Source organism: Vibrio marisflavi CECT 7928, assembly GCF_921294215.1.
Lineage (GTDB): Bacteria > Pseudomonadota > Gammaproteobacteria > Enterobacterales > Vibrionaceae > Vibrio > Vibrio marisflavi.
Window position 1 is genome coordinate 2,417,228 of record NZ_CAKLDM010000002.1, and the last position, 19,038, is coordinate 2,436,265.

Annotated in this window: 15 protein-coding genes; 4 read left to right on the forward strand and 11 right to left on the reverse strand. The window is 43.3% G+C overall.

The genetic code is table 11. The features are described 5' to 3' along the window. Positions 1-42: 42 nt before the first annotated feature. From L7A31_RS17805 to L7A31_RS17855, 11 genes are all read right to left on the reverse strand, one after another. The gene (locus tag L7A31_RS17805; protein ID WP_237363105.1) at positions 43-507 is read right to left on the reverse strand and encodes a hypothetical protein; all 465 of its coding nucleotides are present in this window, start codon (positions 505-507) and stop codon (positions 43-45) included. Beyond that, positions 491-1,711 (reverse strand): type II secretion system F family protein, encoded by a 1,221-nt coding sequence (locus L7A31_RS17810; RefSeq protein ID WP_237363106.1) that lies wholly within the window; start codon positions 1,709-1,711, stop codon positions 491-493. Before L7A31_RS17810 ends, L7A31_RS17805 begins: the two co-directional genes overlap by 17 nt. A gap of 15 nt (positions 1,712-1,726) precedes the next feature. Continuing rightward, positions 1,727-3,451, reverse strand: coding sequence for an MSHA fimbrial ATPase MshE (gene mshE / locus L7A31_RS17815; protein WP_237363107.1), 1,725 nt, complete (start codon positions 3,449-3,451; stop codon positions 1,727-1,729). Then, a complete protein-coding gene (locus L7A31_RS17820; protein WP_237363108.1) occupies positions 3,441-4,652 on the reverse strand; it encodes a tetratricopeptide repeat protein in 1,212 nt (403 codons plus the stop codon). Before L7A31_RS17820 ends, mshE begins: the two co-directional genes overlap by 11 nt. After that, positions 4,649-5,494 (reverse strand): ExeA family protein, encoded by an 846-nt coding sequence (locus tag L7A31_RS17825; protein ID WP_237363109.1) that lies wholly within the window; start codon positions 5,492-5,494, stop codon positions 4,649-4,651. The genes L7A31_RS17820 and L7A31_RS17825 overlap by 4 nt, the downstream gene beginning before the upstream one ends. A gap of 5 nt (positions 5,495-5,499) precedes the next feature. After that, a complete protein-coding gene (gene mshL, locus L7A31_RS17830; protein ID WP_237363110.1) occupies positions 5,500-7,113 on the reverse strand; it encodes a pilus (MSHA type) biogenesis protein MshL in 1,614 nt (537 codons plus the stop codon). 14 nt (positions 7,114-7,127) lie between these two features. Next, positions 7,128-7,457, reverse strand: coding sequence for an MSHA biogenesis protein MshK (locus tag L7A31_RS17835; protein WP_237363111.1), 330 nt, complete (start codon positions 7,455-7,457; stop codon positions 7,128-7,130). Further along, on the reverse strand, positions 7,450-8,100 hold the full coding sequence (locus L7A31_RS17840) for a type 4a pilus biogenesis protein PilO (RefSeq protein ID WP_237363112.1): 651 nt from the start codon (positions 8,098-8,100) through the stop codon (positions 7,450-7,452). Before L7A31_RS17840 ends, L7A31_RS17835 begins: the two co-directional genes overlap by 8 nt. Beyond that, a complete protein-coding gene (locus L7A31_RS17845) occupies positions 8,100-9,542 on the reverse strand; it encodes an MSHA biogenesis protein MshI (RefSeq protein ID WP_237363113.1) in 1,443 nt (480 codons plus the stop codon). Before L7A31_RS17845 ends, L7A31_RS17840 begins: the two co-directional genes overlap by 1 nt. 12 nt (positions 9,543-9,554) lie before the next feature. Beyond that, complete coding sequence (csrD, locus tag L7A31_RS17850) at positions 9,555-11,564, reverse strand: RNase E specificity factor CsrD (RefSeq protein ID WP_237363114.1); 2,010 nt, start codon at positions 11,562-11,564, stop codon at positions 9,555-9,557. 203 nt (positions 11,565-11,767) lie between these two features. Further along, on the reverse strand, positions 11,768-12,304 hold the full coding sequence (locus tag L7A31_RS17855; RefSeq protein WP_237363115.1) for a single-stranded DNA-binding protein: 537 nt from the start codon (positions 12,302-12,304) through the stop codon (positions 11,768-11,770). A gap of 291 nt (positions 12,305-12,595) precedes the next feature. Between L7A31_RS17855 and L7A31_RS17860 the strand changes: the two genes are divergently transcribed. The 4 genes from L7A31_RS17860 (at position 12,596) to L7A31_RS17875 (ending at position 19,023) form a co-directional block, all read left to right on the forward strand. Then, positions 12,596-13,246, forward strand: a complete 651-nt coding sequence (locus L7A31_RS17860; protein WP_237363116.1) for a LuxR C-terminal-related transcriptional regulator — start codon at positions 12,596-12,598, stop codon at positions 13,244-13,246. An 80-nt stretch (positions 13,247-13,326) separates the two neighbouring features. Further along, complete coding sequence (gene galU / locus L7A31_RS17865; protein ID WP_237363117.1) at positions 13,327-14,199, forward strand: UTP--glucose-1-phosphate uridylyltransferase GalU; 873 nt, start codon at positions 13,327-13,329, stop codon at positions 14,197-14,199. A gap of 112 nt (positions 14,200-14,311) precedes the next feature. Then, the gene (uvrA, locus tag L7A31_RS17870) at positions 14,312-17,134 is read left to right on the forward strand and encodes an excinuclease ABC subunit UvrA (RefSeq protein WP_237363118.1); all 2,823 of its coding nucleotides are present in this window, start codon (positions 14,312-14,314) and stop codon (positions 17,132-17,134) included. A 113-nt stretch (positions 17,135-17,247) separates the two neighbouring features. After that, positions 17,248-19,023 (forward strand): PglL family O-oligosaccharyltransferase, encoded by a 1,776-nt coding sequence (locus L7A31_RS17875; protein WP_237363119.1) that lies wholly within the window; start codon positions 17,248-17,250, stop codon positions 19,021-19,023. Positions 19,024-19,038 lie beyond the last annotated feature (15 nt).

Genomic DNA, 19,038 nt, shown 5'->3' on the forward strand with positions numbered 1-19,038 from the left:
GCTTGGCTAAGCCAGACTGTCAAACAACATTAGTAGGTTACGCTACTCCACTTCAAACTTTTCGTTTGTTAACAGAATATGTATATCTTCACCACCTTGAAGCCAGCGATACTTACACCAATACTGTTCGTCAAACCGACTATCAGACACTTCTAGTGCCATCTGTTCTTTGCCAAAGGCTTCAGGGTAGAGCTGTTGCAACCAAACACTACAATCTGGCATATCACGACTCCTCAAAGGAAGAATCCAACCAGAACGGTGAAAATAAAGCGTCTTTCCTTCATAAGCATAGCTCGAAGGCTGCCCTTGAAGCATCCATTGCTGACGGTAGTAGTTTGCTCTATCAGAGATCAGCTTCTTTGCTATGACAAGAGACGTGTTTCCTACTCTACCATCAATATTTTGCCAAAAGCTTAAGAACCCAGCGACAACGGCAGACACCACCAGCAACCACAACGCAAATCTAAAGTAGCGAACAGAGCTGAGATAGTTATCTCTGAATAACATCGAACATGCCCCACATTGGCAAAAAGATGCCCAGTGCGAGAACTAACACCATCCCAGCGACAATCAACAGCAGAATCGGCTCGATTCTCGCTGTAAGCGTTTTTAAGTCGTAATCGACTTCCCTATCATAGAAATCAGAAGCCTCGAGCAACAACTCATCAATTCTGCCTGTCTCTTCACCCACAGAAATCATCTGAATAACCAGAGAGGTAAATACCTGACTATTAATCGCCGCTGACGAGATAGTTGTTCCAGCTTCAATGGCAGATTTCATTTCCAGCAGTCGAGATTCCAAATATTTATTGCCCAACGCCTCAGCAGACAAAGCTAGAGATTGATTTAAAGGAACACCAGCTCTCAGCATAAGTGCAAACGTGCGGGAAAACCTCGACAACTGCGCTCGATTAATGATTCCACCAACAATAGGAATTCTTAAACGAAAATGATCCCACCGTTCTCTACCGCGAATGGTGTTGGTCCAAACCTTAAAGATGAAAATAAACGCTGCAAATAGGGCAATGAGAATCACCCATTGATTGACAAAGAAGTTAGAAGTAGCAATCAACACTTGAGTTAGGAAAGGAAGCTCAACGCCAAAGCGTGCAAACATCGTCGCGAATTGAGGAATAACAAAAATGTTCAGAGCAAACATGGCAACGACGATAAAAGTTATCACCAACACAGGGTATCGCATTGCAGTTTTGATTCGCTTACGTGTTTCCAACTCTTGTTCGTAGTAACCAGATAATTGCTCCAACGCTTCGTCGAGACGTCCAGTATTCTCACCAACGTTTATCATTGATGTAAACAATGTGCTGAAGACTTTCGGGTGCATTTGCATCGCGCCAGAAAGGCTTCTTCCACTAGAAAGCTCGGTACTGACATCTTCTAACGCGTCTTTCAGGCGTTTGTTAGTACAGTTTTGAGTTAACCCTTTCATTGAACGTAAAATTGGTATGCCTGCTTTGGTCAAGCTAAAAAGCTGGCGACAAAAGATAACCAAAATTTCTAACGGAACCGAACGGGAAAAAAGTGTTGCTAGATCCAAAGCATTTTCAGAAGCTTGCTTACCTTCCGCAATTTCAATCGGAATAACACCTTTGCTCATCAGTGTTTCAGCAGCAAGCTCTTGTGTTGCGGCTTCAACACTGCCAGAGGTTTTGCTTCCATCCTGTTTTCTTCCTTGATAACGATAAACTGGCATCTATGTTCCACTCAATTACATCAAAATGGCTTCAACGGACCCTGAACTATCACCCTCACCCAGATGCATTACTTCGTCCAAACTAATCACACCTTCTAAAGCTAGTTCCATAGCGGTGGCTAGCAGGGGCTTATACTGTTTAGAGTTTCTCGCGGACTCAGCGAAGGCCACCGCATTATTGTCTCGTAGAGCGTCCATCATAGAATGGTCTAGCTCGAGCATTTCGAACACACCTATACGGCCTCTATAGCCAGTCAAATTGCAGTTTTGGCAACCATTACCTTTGACAAAACTACTCGCTTTTTGGTTTGGAAATCTCATATCTAACCAGTGCAATCGAGCTTCATCTATCGAGTCTTGAGTCTTACAATCCGGGCATACTTTACGCACTAGTCTTTGAGCAATAACTGCCCTCACTGCACTTGCAACAAGGTAGCCAGGAGCCCCCATATCGATAAGACGCAGCGCACTATCTACTGCGTCATTTGTATGCAAGGTACTTAAAACCAAGTGACCCGTTAAAGCTGCTCGCAAGCCGATCTCTACCGTTTCTTGATCACGCATCTCCCCGACCAAAATAATATCTGGATCTTGACGAAGAAATGTTCTCAAAACAGTAGAAAAAGTAAGATCGATTTTGGGGTTAACCTGCACTTGGTTGATGCGAGGTAAACGGTATTCGACTGGGTCTTCTACGGTGATGATCTTCTTGGCTGGCTGATTGAGCTCCATTAGCGCACCGTATAAGGTGGTGGTTTTACCCGAACCTGTTGGCCCCGTGACAAGTATCATGCCGTGTGGCCGTTTTAGCTGCCCTCTAAACCTAACCAGCAAATCACTTGGAATACCTGACTCTTCTAATTTCCGCACTCCCGTAGATTGATTGAGTAACCTCATTACTACAGATTCACCATGCTGAACGGGCATAGTGGACATACGAATATCAACAGATTGACCTTTAGAACGAATATTAAAACGGCCGTCCTGAGGTAGTCGCTTCTCTGATATGTCCAAATTTGCCATCAGCTTCAGTCTTAAAACGAGTGCAGATGCGATATTCACTTCGTTAAGCAAAGTTTCATGCAAAATCCCATCAACCCGTTGGCGCAATCGAAGTACATTCGCGTCAGGCTCAATATGAATATCCGATGCTCCCACTTGAACTGCATCTTCAAACAAAGAGTTGATTAACTTAACAACGGTAACCTCATCGCTATCGTCCTCTTCTGTATCAAAGTCGAACGCCTCGTTTGTTTCATGCTCTGCTTGCAGCTGCTCCGCAAATGATGCGATCTCTTTCGTACGGCGATAGTAGCGATCAAAAGCCTCTACTAACTGCTTTTCTGGAGCAATAGCAAACTCTATCGAGTATTGTGACAATTGACTGAGTAGCGACTCTTGTGCAAATAGATCAGCCGGATCGCTCATTGCGACACGCAAAGTCTCTCCGTTTTGGCCAAATACTAAAGCGCGTAACCTTCGAGCATGAACTTCAGGTAGCAACTGCACTGCATCAATATCAACTTGAGCTCGACCAAGATCGATAAGTGGCAGCGTTAATTGTTGAGACAAAAAGCTAAGCATCTGATGTTCAGATAGAAAACCAAGATCGATGAGTGTATCACCTAGCTTTCTGCCCGTTTGCTTTTGGCTTACTAGCGCTTCTTCCACTTGCTGCTCAGTTATGATGCCTTCTTCAACCAATAAGTCACCGAGCCTTTTACGCAGCTTAATTTGCACTTGAGCCTCCTTCGAGTGAGCTTAGAAGTTTGAGCCGTTCACGAATAAATTTCTGCGAGCTTTTAGAAATCCCGACTCTAGTCAAAGCATTTTGATAAGATTTGCTGGCACTTTTCATATCCAAGTTGCGTTCTTGCTGTATTGCTAAGCCTAACCACCAGCGTCCGTTGCTACTGTCTTGTGTCACCAGCATCTGATACGTTTCTAATGCCACTGCATCTTGGTTGTTTTTCTGAGCCAATGCTGCTCGTAAAGAAAGATAAGGCGTTGTAGGGTTAGCAGGCAAATAAACTAAAGGAACCAATGCAGCCTCAGCTCTATCTTCTTTAAGTAACAATTTGGCCAATGCCAATCTAAGATTCTCACCGCTCTTATTCAGCTGTATTCCTTGCTGCAATAGCTCGAACGCTTTTCTCGCATCTCCTCGACCGTAATAAAGGGCCGCAAGCTTTTGCCTCACAACTTCGTCAGTTGGAACATAACGCAGCGCAGCAGAGTACTCTTTCAAGGCACCTTTAATGTTGTTGGCATCGAGCGCTTTTTGTGCCTCTTCAATCGCTTTATCAGCTAACTGCCTATGCGTTAGCTCGACATGCTCAATTACAAAGCCATCCGTAGGTGTAGTAATGGTTGTTTTTTTTGTAGCAGGAGCTACAGCTGGAGTTATTGCTTGAACTGGAGGTACTTGAGTGGCTTGTGATTGAGCAGGTTTTACCGCACTTGCTGTTTGGGTCGCCTTGGTTTGTTTCGCTGTCTCTTTTGGTGAAACAACATGTGGTTTCACCGCCTTCTTAGGCTGGATCGGTGCAACCTCTTTCGCAGTATATACCGTAGCTACATCAGGAGTAGCAACAATCGTTGGAGAAGAGGCTGGCATAGGCTTAGCAGTACCTTCAGCTGTTTTTTCACTGGTGACATTCGCCACTATTTTCGTTTTTTCTTCAGCCGATTCTGGTTTTTCTGTCGCTTGGTGTTCTACAGCTTGAACCGTTTTATTTGTAGCCTGAGAATGATTGCCCGATTCATTTTGAGAAGCCACAAACGCCCAGCCTCCAACCGCTAGCAATAAGCTCGAAACACCGACTGTCCAAGGCCATATTTTGAATTGCCTAATAGGCTTAACTTCAATGCGCTCGATCTGGCTTGTCGCACTATTGTCTTTCTCTGTTAACTTCGAAAGAGCATCATTAATCGTACTCATCCACTACTCCATCCCCATAGCAGCGGTGATTTAAATTTTGGCTTACGACTATCAAAAGTGTCATGAATGGCAGAATAAAGATGCAAATTTGTCACGCGCCTTTCACCACTACTAAAGGCCAGCACTAATGTTTTATGACAAATTTGGTTAATAAGCCTAGGTATGCCATGACTTGCCTTCCACACCGCCTTCTTTTGGCTAAGGCTAAAAAGTTTTTCAGACACAGAAGACTTGGTTAAACGACTCTCGATATAGGCAACAGTTTCTTCTAGAGATAACGGCCTAAGGTTAGCCGAAAAAGTGATTCTCTGGCGAAACTGGCGAAGATGATGCTGCTCTAAACGCCTATCTAACTCTGGCTGACCGAGCAATACAATACTAAGCAACTTGTCATGCTCTGTTTCTAAGTTTCCAAATAGCCTAAGGACTTCTAGGGCTTCATCCTCTAGCGCCTGCGCTTCATCGACAATGACAACCACTTTTTGCCCTGAACTCGTCACTTCGATAAGTTTCTTCTGAATATCATCAACAATAGACGCTGGATTCGTGACATCAAGGGAAAGCTCAGATGCGACCGACTGCCTTAACTCTGCACCTGTTAGCGCTGAGTTAGGTAAGTAGACTAACTGAACCGTATTTTCCAAATGCCGAACTAACATTCGGCATACCATCGTTTTACCTGTCCCAACTTCTCCAGTGACCTTTATTACGCCTTCTCCCATATCTAGGGCAGCATTAACCGTTTGAATAGCCTCGTAGTGCGGGGCTAAGCCAACAAATAACTCTGTATTGGGCGTAAGGTGAAAGGGGTACTGCGTAAATCCAAAATGGCTGAGATACATAATCGTTACTTCGCCTCAGGGAACCAGTCGTTAAGTAAACCCTGAGAGCGCTCCAGTTCCTTTTGCCACGTGTTCACACCAACAACCGTTGGCTTCAATAAAATCACAAGCTCAGTTTTCTGAGTGTATTCAGATACATTTCTAAACAAGTGACCTAACCCCGGAAGATCGCCTAAAAATGGGATTTTAGACACCTCGTTTGAAACATTGGTCTTCATCAAGCCACCAATAACCACAACATCTCCATCTTGAGCACGGATGACAGAATCTGACTCTCGAACGGAGCTCAGAGCGAGTGGCAACGTAATCGTGTCAGAACCATAGGTAATGCTTTTATCTTGATCTTCGACTTCGATAACCGCTGGATGAACGTGCAAAATGACATTTCCTTGCTCATCGATTTGCGGTGTGACGTCCAACGAGATACCGGAGAAAAATGGGGTCAACTCGATATCAAATGTGGTTTCAGTGTCAGTTCCGCTGTAAACAACGCTAGAAACATCTGTGACAAAATATTCATCAGTACCAACTTTTATCACTGCCTTTTGGTTATTTGCTGCAGTAACTCTAGGGCTAGATAATACGTTTACATCACCCTGTGTTTGCATAAAACTCAAAACACCAGAGAAAGTGCCATCTGAAACGGTAATGTTAGTCTGGCCATTTAGCAGCGTGCCGATATCATCCAACCCCGGCAGGGTTGAGGCACCTAGCCTTTCAATCACCACTTTTCCATCCCCAAGAGATAAGTTTGACCAGTTAATTCCTTGCTGATAGCCATCACTCAAAGTGACTTCGATTATTTTCGCCTCTAGAATTACTTGGCGGTGCATACGCTGCTGAGAAACTCCTAAAAAGTTTCGTACTTGGCGTATTTCGTCAGGAAATGCTCTAACTGTGACTAAGCTAGCTTGCGGAACTACAACAACACTTTGACCTTTGCCAGAGCCGATTAGTTCTTGAATCGCGGTTTTGAGTTGTGGCCAAAAGTCGCTTTCACTCACCGTTTCAATCTCAGTTCCTCCATTTGAAGAAGTTGAGGAAGAGCTTGATGACGAATCACCAGAAGAAGATGTAGAGCTGCTGGAGTTGTTAGTCGTAATGGTACTGGTACTAATTGAAGTCAGTGAGCGGCCACTTCGCTTAAACTGGATGTAATCAACAGGGATGCTGACTGTTCTTAACCCTGCTGGGAATACTTGGATGACATTACCTGCTTTTTCAATATCAAACCCATAGATATCGCGCACAACGGAGAATACCTCATCCAGCGTTACGTCTGACAAGTTGACGGTAATATTGCCACTTACTTCAGGGTGGATGGCAATACTGTACTGGGTTCCTTTGACCAAACTCGTGAAAAAGGCCTTGGCATCGATTCCATCAGCTTTAATGTTGTAGCGTTTGATCGTTTCCGATTCTGTTGAAGCGCTTTGACTTAAGTCAGGCATCAAGTCAGCCTCTACAGAGGGTGGGAGCTTGTCGAGGTTATGATGGCTAGATTCAGCGACCGCTTGCTTTAGAGCATGTTTAGCCTCCACAGGGTCCCGATGGCCTAGCCCCATAGTGCATCCAATCAATAATATAGAACTAACAAAAACTATTAGATATCTATACATTTATAGTGATTACCTTAATCCTTTATGCTTAAAGGAAACAACTTTAGTTTCCACTGCTTTCCTTGGCTTGATATCGTTACCGAATCCTGTCCAACTGATTTAACGACGTAACGACCAATTCTGTCATTTGTTTTTACTACACGGTTATCGAGCGTTGCGTAGCACTTCCCTTGATCTTCACACATAATACTTTGTAGCTTAGGCAACACGACTGACTCTTGCTTACCCTTTTCTTCCACTTCCTTTGGTTTTACCCAGCCTAAAGGAGCTGTAGGGTCTTTCGCTGCTGACCAAGCAGCAGGCATAATTGTTAGTGCAAGAAACAACATCAGCCACTTAACCACCGATAAACTCCTGCCTCGTCCCTAGCGTATAAACTTGAATCACTAAGCGTGCTGTCGGGTACTCCTCAACTGTGTATTGAAAACTGCGCCAGTAATATTTAACAGGTAACGCCTCCAATGCTTGCAGATAACTCAGTATCGAAAAGTAATTGCCCGTTACCTCTAAACGAATCGGGTGTAAGTAATAACCAGTATATTGGCTAGACTCTTTGTCTTTAGTGATCGGTTCAGCTTTGAGTGACTCCATCGACACTAAATTGACTCCCTTAGTATCCCTTAGCACCTTCTCCAACAGTTGCGCCATTTGAGTTGGAGAGATCAAATTCTCAATTATTTTTGAAAGCTGCAGCGAAAGCTGTTGGCTTTGTTTTAGAAGCCTTTTAAGCTCTGTATTAATGTCTTGGTTCGGGTCACCTTTCAATTTTGCTTTTGCAAAACGAATATCTTTGTTGAGCGACTTAATTTTCTTTTCTGCAACAAGCACTTTTTTATCTGATGCCTGTTTTAATTCTATGGCAGGTTCCAAAATAATTGAGAATAACAGTAGGGAAACGCCGACCAGCCCACAAAAACCTACGAGCAACTTCTCTCTGTGAGTCATTTGAGAGAATTTTTCCGAAACAGACTGCCAGTACTGTATCATCAGTTGCCTCCTTCTTTAGACTTGAGTTCAAAGGAGATGAGTTTTTGATCATTGCGGCTTATTTTTAATTTTTCGAACGTCCTTCCTACTAAATTAAGTTCTGACTTAAATTGGTTTATCCAGCTGGGAATAGAGTCTGCACTACGTGCTAACCCGGTTATGTCCAACTTACGTGAATCCATGACAATAGAACTAAGAGAGATATCGTCTCGGCCAATTTCAGCTAGAGACTTCATGACTCCTGAATATCCTAACTGCTGAGATTCATCATACTCACCCACAGCTTTGAGTGAGTCTTTTTTGGATTGAATTTCCATCTTCAGCCGAGAAACTGCAGCTACTTTGTCTGCCGCTGGTTTATGTTTTTGCAGCTTAGCTTGAAGACGAATAAGCTGGTTGGATAGAATTGTTTCTTGAGACTTGTAGCTCGCGAGTGAACTCTCAAGTTGAGAGTTCTGATAACTGAAAAATAATGTTGCTGTCCCAACAATCGCAGCCACAATACACCAACTAGCTAACACATTTCCTAAGGTTAAATATTCCGTTTTCGGCTTTAGGTGCTGCGGGTATAGGTTGATATAATTGCTCAGCAACATATCTGAGCCAGACACCAATAAACTGCCACTATCTGTGTTTTCTTCCGTTAAAGGCGTGACTTTCACACTGACTCTTTCACTTAATTCAGCAGCAAGAGACGTGTTGTCCTCTTTATCACAATAAACAAGTAAATGGTGCAGTGACGTACCTTTTAGCTGAGATGAAAGGTAGTCAATCGAGCGTTGCAGCTCCAGCGCTGCACCATCTAACGCCAGTCCACTACTTGCAGGGCCAGACAATGGATGGGAAATGCCTCTGAGGGTACGATGAAAAACACACTTTTTGTTGATATAGGCACGCAGCTGATAATTGCCATGCAAACTTCTTTGTAACAATAAAAAATTACTAAGATCACCTGCCAGAAGTCCCCATAGATCTTCTTCAATTAATACTCGACCTAATGAATGCCCGAGGCTAATTGCAATTTGATTGAGGTTTAGAATGAGAGATTTAGATACGGTATATACTTCAAGCTTATTGGTGTTTGGCAGTTCAAACGCATCTGCGACCAAATCAGCAACCCGATCTGTGGTCAAATCTTTTAAGAGAAATGGCAATGCAGTATTCCATTCTTCTTTAGGCAGGTTTGGCTTATCAATTTGATAGTCTTGATATAAACCGGGATGCAAAATCACATCCAGTACAACTTTTTGAGAAAGCTTCTCTAAAACGCTTTGCAGAATAGGTAGCCAATCTCCATCTTGGCCGATCGATACTTTTTCTGGAAGTTCAACAATGGGAGCATTGGAAGAAAAGTAGATAGCATGAAGCTGCACAACTGCATTTACATGCAATTGCCCAGCCTTCTGAGACTTGATCCTTTCTATGAGTGACGTCAATTCCATTGATACTCGCCGTTATTTTCTTCGCCAACGATTCCTTCGTCCTATCTTAACCATAGATTGAACTGGCTTAGATTTACCTTGTTTGTCTAATGGGAAGATTTGCTTTTCTGCATGCAAATATCGACCTTGCATTCCATTAACACCCAATTCCATTAAAGTGTTTCGCTCTTGCTTAGAATCGACCCCTACAGCTATCACTTTAGTATCTATACTCGCACAGGCACCAACTAAACTCCGCACAAACAGTTGGTTTTCGTGCCTTTGATCAATTTGTTTGACCAAACTTCTATGCAGTTTTAAATAATCAATATTGAGATCTTTCAGATAGTGCGTACTCACTACTGAACGACCAGCTTGGTCCACACAAACTTTAAAACCGAATCCTAGCAGCATTTTTACGACTGGGCGCATGTAATCTAAATGCTCAACCAGTCTAGCCTCTGCAAACTCAAAAGTTAGCCTGTTTCGATATAATGACGGCAATTGTAAAAGCTCATCTCTAAACCATTTAAAATGATTCTTATCAGCAAATGGAGTGATATGCATATTGATAGAATAGAGCTTCAATGAAGTAGGATCAGACATCATATATTTGAATATACGATGCAGAGCGGCCCTATCAAGCCTACTTTCATAGCCCACGGCTTCTAAGGCAGCGTTATATCTTGAAGCTTGCAGCAGACCTCGCTCTGGGTCATCAATTCGAACAAACAGCTCATTGTGGGCTAAGGCCAGCTCACTTTGTGCATTGTAAACAAAGCACTCTTGTTCAAAAACAAACAGTTGATTTGGCGCAATTGCCTGATCGAACAAACTTCTCCACCGAACGGTTCCTCGCTCATCATCAAATCGAGCCGTTTTCTTGAATTTACTCCAAGTATTGACCTGCTGAAGTTGAGCACTTTTAACTGCAGATTCAACCTCTTCCATAATCGCTACTTGGTGCTCTCCTTCTTGATAAACAGTAAACCCTATATGGCACCAATCATCTTTATCCAACGGAGAAGGAGGCTCTATTTTTTGCAGCTGCTTAAGACAGCTTTGGGCAATATAAGTCAGATCTTTTGAGCTCAACTGCGGTGCGAAAATAGCAAAATCAGAAGAATAATAACGAGACAAAATAATGTCTGGGTAACGCTGCACAATGTTGGAGACTCGCTCGCCGATTTCTACGATGAAGTCGTCTGCAACTCGCTTGCTATTTTCCTCACGAATCTGCTCAATGTCCTCGATTCGTAGCAACATCACTCCTCCTCGGACACCACTTTCAGACAGAGCAGATTCTAGCTTGCTATCAAACATGACGCGGTTTGCAGTACCTGTCAGTTGATCGAGAAAAGTTTGGCTACGAATAAAAGTATCAAAACGGCTGCGCTCTTGCCGAGCATCTTGCAACTCTTCAATCAAAGTGTCCAACGCTTCACTGGCAGTAAAAGGCCACTCGCGAAAGTCACCTTTCGCGTATTCTTCCACTCGACCTGCCAGTATCATTCGACCGCGCTCTTCTAATAGCTCACATCCATAGAGCTGTTCTTTAAGCCACTTTAAGCCTCGAATAAGGCAGAATATGACCAAAGCTACGGCTAACGTTATTGATGATAAAGCCCCCATTGAATACCCATATCCTAGATATGGAGGGACAGCTTTAATAGACATTTGATAGGTCGGATTTAACTTAAGACGATATGTCTGGCTATATAGGAATGCTGGGTTTGTATGGGATTTCTTATCGACAAATTGATAAACCAAGCCCTGATTATTTGACAAAGTCATGTCGACAACATTTGCTGCGTGCAGAATTTTCGGCATCCAAATACGAAATGATTTGACTGAGTTCGGCTGCTGAAGCTCTTTGTCTACCACTTGGACAATGCCAGACAAGTAATGATTCTGATACTCCTGTCCAATTCGCTTAAAAGACAGTGATCCACCAATGAATATAATAAACATCGCACTGATAACAATAATCGTTACAAATGCGACCAGCCTTGCACTGAGCTTTAAGGTAGGAGTACTCCTCATAACCTATCGAATTCCATTTCCTGAAATGTAATTGGGCGATTTGCATGGTTATAAACCAAGCTATCGCTAATGTGTCGATATTGTCATCATTAACAGACGTTTGTCTACATTAAACTTCAATGCTTGCCCAGTTTGAAGTGTATTGCCTACCCTCAGTTACTAAAAAGCCGCAATAAATTGCGGCTTTTATAAAGAATGGTTGATTAAAACGGAATATCGTCATCAAAATCCATTGGAGGCTCATTATATTGTGGCTGAGCTGGTTTAGGTGCTTGCTGAGTTGGAGCTGAAGGTTGAGCCTGCATCGCTGGTGCTGGCTGCTGAGGCTGACCCCATCCACCTTGAGGCTGTCCACCCATACCTTGATTCGCTGGAGCTCCACCTTGTGCACGGCCACCTAGCATTTGCATAACGCCGTTAAACCCTTGCACAACTACTTCTGTTGTGTAGCGATCTTGGCCGCTTTGATCTTGCCACTTACGAGTTTGTAATTGACCTTCAATATAAACCTGAGAGCCTTTGCGCAGGTACTCTCCTGCAACTTCAGCAAGCTTGCCAAACAATGCAACACGGTGCCATTCGGTTTTTTCACGCTGCTCACCTGTTGCCTTATCACGCCATGTTTCAGACGTCGCGATAGTGATGTTCGCTACAGCACCACCATTTGGCATATAACGAATTTCTGGGTCGTTACCCAGATTACCCACTAAGATTACTTTATTCACTCCACGGCTTGCCATGTTTTGCTCCGTCTAAATTCAATTCGGCTTTCAAATAACATAGTAGGATACCATGCTTTGCTACAACGACAAATCTTGATTATTTAGGTATCAATCAAGTTGGGTTTGAAAATGGCTGTCATGAAAGTTCTTGCAATCCATTTATTCGAAGCAGATCAAGTCACAGCACTACTGATTAAAATGCGTATTACTTTACACTAAGAATCTAGACGCAATTTCTTGGTTTCGTCTCGCCCCATGCCTGTAAATTTTGGAAGATAGCCACTCTTTTACAGTTATATATGAAAACAGATGAAAAAAACCGACTACTCTAGAACAATTTACGCTTTATGCTTAGATAAAGAAGCACCTTGCCAACACTTTACTCATATAGAACAAGCCTATCGCAAAACCATCCCAAAAATTGAAGTAGAAGACTTACTCATCGCCTCCCCGCAACACCCGCACAAAATACTGCTTATTGACTATCGTCACTACCAAGAAATTATGACCAAAGTGATGACTTTACCCATTGCGTCAAATCGTTATGAAATCATCGTATTCAATGTAGAAAAAAGGCTAGTCACCGAAGAGCTTATCTCTATGGGGAATTTAAAGGGATTGTACTATCGTGATGATGACAAAAACGACATTGCAGCAGGTTGCAAGAAAATTGTCGACGGAAAGAATTGTCTACCACGCAATATACTATGTCAGTTATTACACTATTATCGACACATTGTTAGCCATCATCCAACCAGTGTAAGCGTTGATTTAACCAGTCGGGAGGTTCAAATTTTACGCAGCCTGCAAACTGGCGCTTCTAACTCGAAAATCGCAGAGGCGCATTTCATTAGTGAATTCACCGTCAAATCCCACCTTTACCAAATTTTTAAAAAACTGGCAGTTAAGAATCGAGTTCAAGCGATTGCCTGGGCCAACCGAAATTTGGTCAACCAATAACTTTTACTATTCTTGGGTTAAGTGAATCATGTTATTGTACTGCGATAAATTAACTCAAATATTCAAGCCAGAGTCTGAAAATGATTAAAAAGTGTCTTTTCCCTGCTGCAGGTTACGGAACCCGCTTCCTACCAGCTACCAAATCCATGCCCAAAGAAATGATGCCAGTAGTGAACAAACCACTGATTGAGTACGGCGTAGAAGAAGCTATTCAAGCAGGCATTGATGGAATGTGCATCGTCACCGGGCGAGGCAAACACTCTATCATGGACCACTTTGATATGAACTATGAGCTGGAACACCAAATCAAAGGCACAAACAAAGAAGAGCTGCTGGTTGATATCCGTAAAATCATTGATACGGCAAACTTCACCTACATTCGCCAGCGCGAAATGAAAGGTTTAGGTCATGCAATACTAACTGGCCGTGAGTTAGTCGGCGATGAACCATTTGCTGTCGTTCTAGCCGATGACTTGTGCGTTAACAAAGATCAAGGTGTGCTGGCTCAAATGGTCGCCTTGTATAAACAGTTCCGCTGCTCAATAGTTGCTGTTCAAGAAGTACCTGAAGATGAAACTCACAAATATGGCATCGTTCAAGGTGAAATGATCAAAGATGGACTTTACCGAGTTGATGACATGGTTGAAAAACCTGAACAAGGCACTGCCCCGAGCAACCTTGCGATTATTGGCCGCTATATTTTAACACCCGACATTTTTGAGTTAATCGAACAAACAGAGCCGGGCAAAGGTGGTGAGATTCAAATTACCGATGCGCTACTAAAACAAGCAAAGTCGGGATGTGTACTAGCCTATAAATTCAAAGGTAAACGATTTGATTGCGGTAGCGTTGAAGGTTATATCGAAGCAACTAACTTCTGCTTTGAAAATTTGTACCTAAAAGACAAAGTAACAGCAGAGCTTGGCAAACAAACGACTCAGAAAGAAAGCTAATTCTTCGCCACATTGCATTCATAAATACTGTTTATTTATACAGCAAAATTAATTGGCACTCTGTTCACTCTATGTAATACTTGTTCAACTTGGTATTACATAGAGCAGAACAATGGACAAAATTGAAGTTAGAGGGGCTCGAACTCACAACCTCAAAAATATCAGTCTGACAATCCCTAGAGATAAGCTGATCGTCATAACCGGCCTTTCTGGTTCAGGCAAATCATCGCTTGCTTTTGATACGCTGTACGCTGAGGGCCAAAGGCGATATGTCGAATCTCTATCTGCCTATGCGCGGCAGTTTCTTTCTCTCATGGAAAAGCCTGACGTTGATCATATCGAAGGCCTCTCTCCTGCTATTTCAATCGAGCAAAAGTCCACTTCTCATAATCCAAGATCGACAGTGGGTACCATAACAGAGATCTACGATTACCTGCGCTTGCTTTACGCGCGTGTTGGCGAGCCCCGCTGCCCAGATCACCATACTCCCCTTGCAGCACAAACGATTAGCCAAATGGTCGACAGTGTTTTAGCTTGTCCCGAAGGCGCAAAAATGATGTTGCTAGCGCCTATCGTCAAAGAGCGTAAAGGGGAACATGTAAAGACTTTAGAAAACCTTTCTGCTCAGGGCTTTATTCGAGCTCGGATCGATGGGGAGATTTGCGATCTCTCTGATCCACCAACTCTTGAGCTACATAAAAAACACACCATCGAAGTAGTGGTTGATCGCTTTAAAGTACGCCAAGATCTTCAACAACGTTTGGCCGAATCATTTGAAACAGCACTGGAGCTTTCTGGTGGTGTCGCGGTGGCGGCTCCTATGGAAGGAGGTGGTGAAGAAATTGTATTCTCTGCCAACTTTGCTTGCTCTCATTGTGGCTACAGCATGCAAGAGTTAGAGCCGAGGTTGTTCTCTTTTAATAACCCTGCTGGTGCCTGCTCAACATGTGACGGATTAGGTGTTCAGCAATACTTCGACCCTGAAAGAGTGATCCAAGATGAAAGCTTGAGTCTGGCCGAAGGAGCGATTCGGGGTTGGGATAAAAAGAACTACTATTATTTCCAGATGCTCACCTCTCTAGCTGATCACTATGATTTCGATTTGACGGTTCCATTCAAGTCTCTACCAAAGAAAGTGAAACAGGTTATTTTAACCGGTTCAGGTAGAACCGAAGTTGAGTTTAAGTATGTCAATGACCGAGGTGACGTACGCCTTAAACGCCATCCATTTGAAGGCATCCTCAACACACTTGAAAGGCGCTATCGAGATACTGAATCCAACGCTGTCCGTGAAGACTTAGTCAAATACATCTCGACAAAAACGTGTTCAAGCTGCAACGGTTCTCGACTAAGGCTTGAAGCGAGAAATGTGTTTATTCAAGATACGCCACTTCCGAATATCGTAGAGCTCAGCATTGCTGAAGCACTAGAGTTTTTCCAAAACTTAAAATTGGAAGGACAACGAGCACAAATTGCCGAAAAGGTGATGAAAGAAATCAATGACCGATTACACTTCCTAGTTAATGTAGGCCTCAACTACCTCAATTTATCACGCAGTGCTGAAACCTTGTCAGGTGGGGAGGCTCAGCGCATTCGCTTGGCAAGCCAAATTGGAGCCGGCCTTGTTGGGGTTATGTATGTACTTGATGAACCTTCGATTGGTCTGCATCAACGTGATAACGAACGACTACTACAAACACTTGTTCACTTGCGAGATTTAGGAAATACCGTTCTCGTGGTGGAGCATGATGAGGACGCAATCCGCGCAGCAGATCATGTTATTGATATTGGCCCCGGTGCAGGTGTTCACGGTGGTGAAGTTATTGCCCAAGGTAAAGTTGAAGATATTATCGCTAACCCTAATTCATTGACTGGACACTACCTTGGTGGTGCAAAAGAAATTTCGATCCCTAAGCAGAGAACACCTATCGATAAAAAGAAAATGGTGTCGCTACTTGGAGCCTCTGGCAATAACCTAAAAAATGTCACCCTAGATCTACCTGTTGGGTTATTCACTTGCATTACTGGTGTGTCTGGTTCTGGTAAGTCGACCTTAATCAATGATACTTTCTACAAAATTGCGCATACCCAACTCAATGGTGCAACAACAGAAACCCCATCACCATACAGAGAAATAAAAGGGCTTGAGCACTTTGATAAAGTCATCGACATTGACCAAAGCCCAATAGGGCGAACCCCTCGTTCTAACCCAGCCACTTACACTGGTATTTTTACTCCAATACGCGAGCTATTTGCAGGTACGCAAGAATCTCGTTCAAGAGGTTATAAACCCGGTAGGTTCAGCTTCAACGTTCGAGGTGGACGCTGTGAAGCCTGCCAAGGCGATGGGGTTATCAAAGTCGAAATGCACTTTTTGCCAGACGTTTATGTCGCTTGTGATGCTTGTAAAGGCAAGCGATATAACCGCGAAACTTTGGAGGTCAAATACAAAGGCAAATCCATTGATGAAGTGCTACAAATGACAGTTGAAGATGCACGTGAATTCTTTGACCCGGTTCCTGTCATTGCACGTAAACTTCAAACCCTGATGGATGTTGGTCTTTCCTACATTCGCCTTGGGCAAGCAGCAACGACTTTGTCTGGTGGTGAAGCTCAGCGGGTGAAGCTAGCAAGGGAGCTATCGAAAAGAGATACAGGAAAAACCTTGTATATCCTTGATGAACCCACTACCGGATTGCACTTTCACGACATCCAACAACTACTATCCGTTTTACATCGCCTACGCGATCACGGCAACACGGTTGTCGTTATTGAGCACAACTTAGATGTCGTAAAAACCGCAGACTGGATCGTCGATTTAGGGCCTGAAGGTGGCCAAGGTGGCGGTAAAATTATTGCTCAAGGCACGCCGGAACAAGTGATGGAAGTCAAAGGTTCACACACCGCTAGGTTCTTAAAACCGATGTTAACTTAGGCTTATGCTCAACTGAGCGTGTTCAAGTAATCCAAATTGAGTATACTTTTAAAAACCAGCTTGTTAATGCTGGTTTTTGTTTTGTAATTTATTGGGCTCACGGACGAAAATCTATGGCGATATTGCACACTGCTGGTACAAAACTAGAAGTAGAAGCACCAGCGGCACCGCTGAATAGGCACTTCATATTCTCGCTAGGGTTTATATTCCTTGTCGCCATGCACTTCTTTACACCAAACCCTGGCGGTTCAGGCTTAGCATTATCATTTAACCCGGTAATCTGGTTTGGTTTAAGTATTACTTTAGCAATTGGCCTTTATCAGTTAGCAACCAACCATACCTTTCGCTATTCACGTCTGACAATAGGCCTACTGGCAAGCTGTATTTTGCTTACCGTACCGGAGTTTTATACAAGCGCGAATATTGAGGAGTCAGTTACTCGATTAGCAGGACTCTGGGTTGGGCTATTATTCTTTTTCTTGCTGCAGCAGTTCCACTTTAGCAACAAGCAAAAGCAAAGGATTCTTTGGTTTATTATTTTAGCCGTAGTGATTGAGTCACTGTTTGGTTACTTTCAGTATCTTTTTCTGCAACCTGGCAACCTTTTCGGCTACAACACAGTAGTAAACCGGCCATACGGCATATTTCAACAGCCAAATGTGATGGCCAGCTTTTTAGCAACCGGGCTCGCCCTTTCAGGCTACCTTCTTGCTCGTCAGCCAATTAAATATCAAAGCCAAATCAGCGCTGTCTCGCTCCTATACATTATCCCAGCATTAACGTTACCTCTATTGATTGTGTTGGCTTCACGAACAGGGTGGCTTGGCACCGCCATTTCGATATTCATGTTGCTGCCGTATTTGTACTATAACTCAACAGTGAAACGATTTGCTGGCTGGGGAGCGTCGATTATCGTTGGTGTACTCCTTGGGTTTATTATCGCCTTTGCATCTCATGGTGAAAAAAACATTGAGCAAAAAGCCAAGTTAGATAGCCCTAGGTCTTATATCTACAAACAAACCATCGATATGTTCATCGAGAAGCCGTTTACTGGTTATGGCTACGGAAAGTTTGAGCCCTCTTATCTGCTCTACACAGCTCGTCAACATCAGTTAAACCCTGATTATAAGCCGGGGCTACCATCGTTAACTCATCCACATAACGAACTGCTTTATTGGGCTGTAGAAGGCGGATTAGTCCCTGTATTGGGTATTTTATTGGCAGCAGGCTTGGTGCTACTGCGTATTCACCGGGGTAAAAAAGGCACCCGGCTGGCAACCTTTGCACTGTTTGTGCCCATAGTGCTGCATTCACAACTCGAATACCCCTTCTACCATTCAGCGATTCACTGGATCATTTTTATCATTTTTCTCTATTGGGTTGACCAGCGCTCAGCACTTTACAAGACGCGCCCTTTTAGTGAAATAACCAAAGCTCTATTGCGCATTGCCAGCTTGATGCTGCCAATCGTGGTCGGTTTTTATATGATCAGCGCCTTACATACAAACTATGTTCTCACGAAATTTGAAAAATCGAATCCGCCAAACCCAGAGATATTAAGCAGGGCAAGTAATCCTGTTGTATGGAAAGATAGATTGGACTGGGATATTTACAGCACCTACTTGAAAATCGGCTTAGTAAAGAAAGATGCTAAGTTTATCCAACCCTATATTGATTGGTCACAAAAGGTTATCAAGAGAAAGCCGCGTCCCGCATTTTATACCAACTTGATTATCGCGTACCAAGGAATGGGGGAAGATAGAAAAGCGGAGGAAATCAGAACAGAAGCGAAATATCTATTCCCGAATAAAGACTTCGCTGATGTTAAATACATTCCACCATCAGCTGGTGTGAAAACTGAAAGAAGAATTGATGAGCCCTCAGAATAGGGCTCACCGAAGTCG

Bases quoted from the DNA above. Each gene is read 5' to 3' on its own strand.
- L7A31_RS17805 (WP_237363105.1), bottom strand. From the start codon at position 507: ATGTTATTCAGAGATAACTATCTCAGCTCTGTTCGCTACTTTAGATTT.
- L7A31_RS17810 (WP_237363106.1), bottom strand. From the start codon at position 1,711: ATGCCAGTTTATCGTTATCAAGGAAGAAAACAGGATGGAAGCAAAACC.
- L7A31_RS17820 (WP_237363108.1), bottom strand. From the start codon at position 4,652: ATGAGTACGATTAATGATGCTCTTTCGAAGTTAACAGAGAAAGACAAT.
- L7A31_RS17825 (WP_237363109.1), bottom strand. From the start codon at position 5,494: ATGTATCTCAGCCATTTTGGATTTACGCAGTACCCCTTTCACCTTACG.
- mshL (WP_237363110.1), bottom strand. From the start codon at position 7,113: ATGTATAGATATCTAATAGTTTTTGTTAGTTCTATATTATTGATTGGA.
- L7A31_RS17840 (WP_237363112.1), bottom strand. From the start codon at position 8,100: ATGATACAGTACTGGCAGTCTGTTTCGGAAAAATTCTCTCAAATGACT.
- L7A31_RS17845 (WP_237363113.1), bottom strand. From the start codon at position 9,542: ATGGAATTGACGTCACTCATAGAAAGGATCAAGTCTCAGAAGGCTGGG.
- csrD (WP_237363114.1), bottom strand. From the start codon at position 11,564: ATGAGGAGTACTCCTACCTTAAAGCTCAGTGCAAGGCTGGTCGCATTT.
- L7A31_RS17855 (WP_237363115.1), bottom strand. From the start codon at position 12,304: ATGGCAAGCCGTGGAGTGAATAAAGTAATCTTAGTGGGTAATCTGGGT.
- L7A31_RS17860 (WP_237363116.1), top strand. From the start codon at position 12,596: ATGAAAAAAACCGACTACTCTAGAACAATTTACGCTTTATGCTTAGAT.
- galU (WP_237363117.1), top strand. From the start codon at position 13,327: ATGATTAAAAAGTGTCTTTTCCCTGCTGCAGGTTACGGAACCCGCTTC.
- uvrA (WP_237363118.1), top strand. From the start codon at position 14,312: ATGGACAAAATTGAAGTTAGAGGGGCTCGAACTCACAACCTCAAAAAT.
- L7A31_RS17875 (WP_237363119.1), top strand. From the start codon at position 17,248: ATGGCGATATTGCACACTGCTGGTACAAAACTAGAAGTAGAAGCACCA.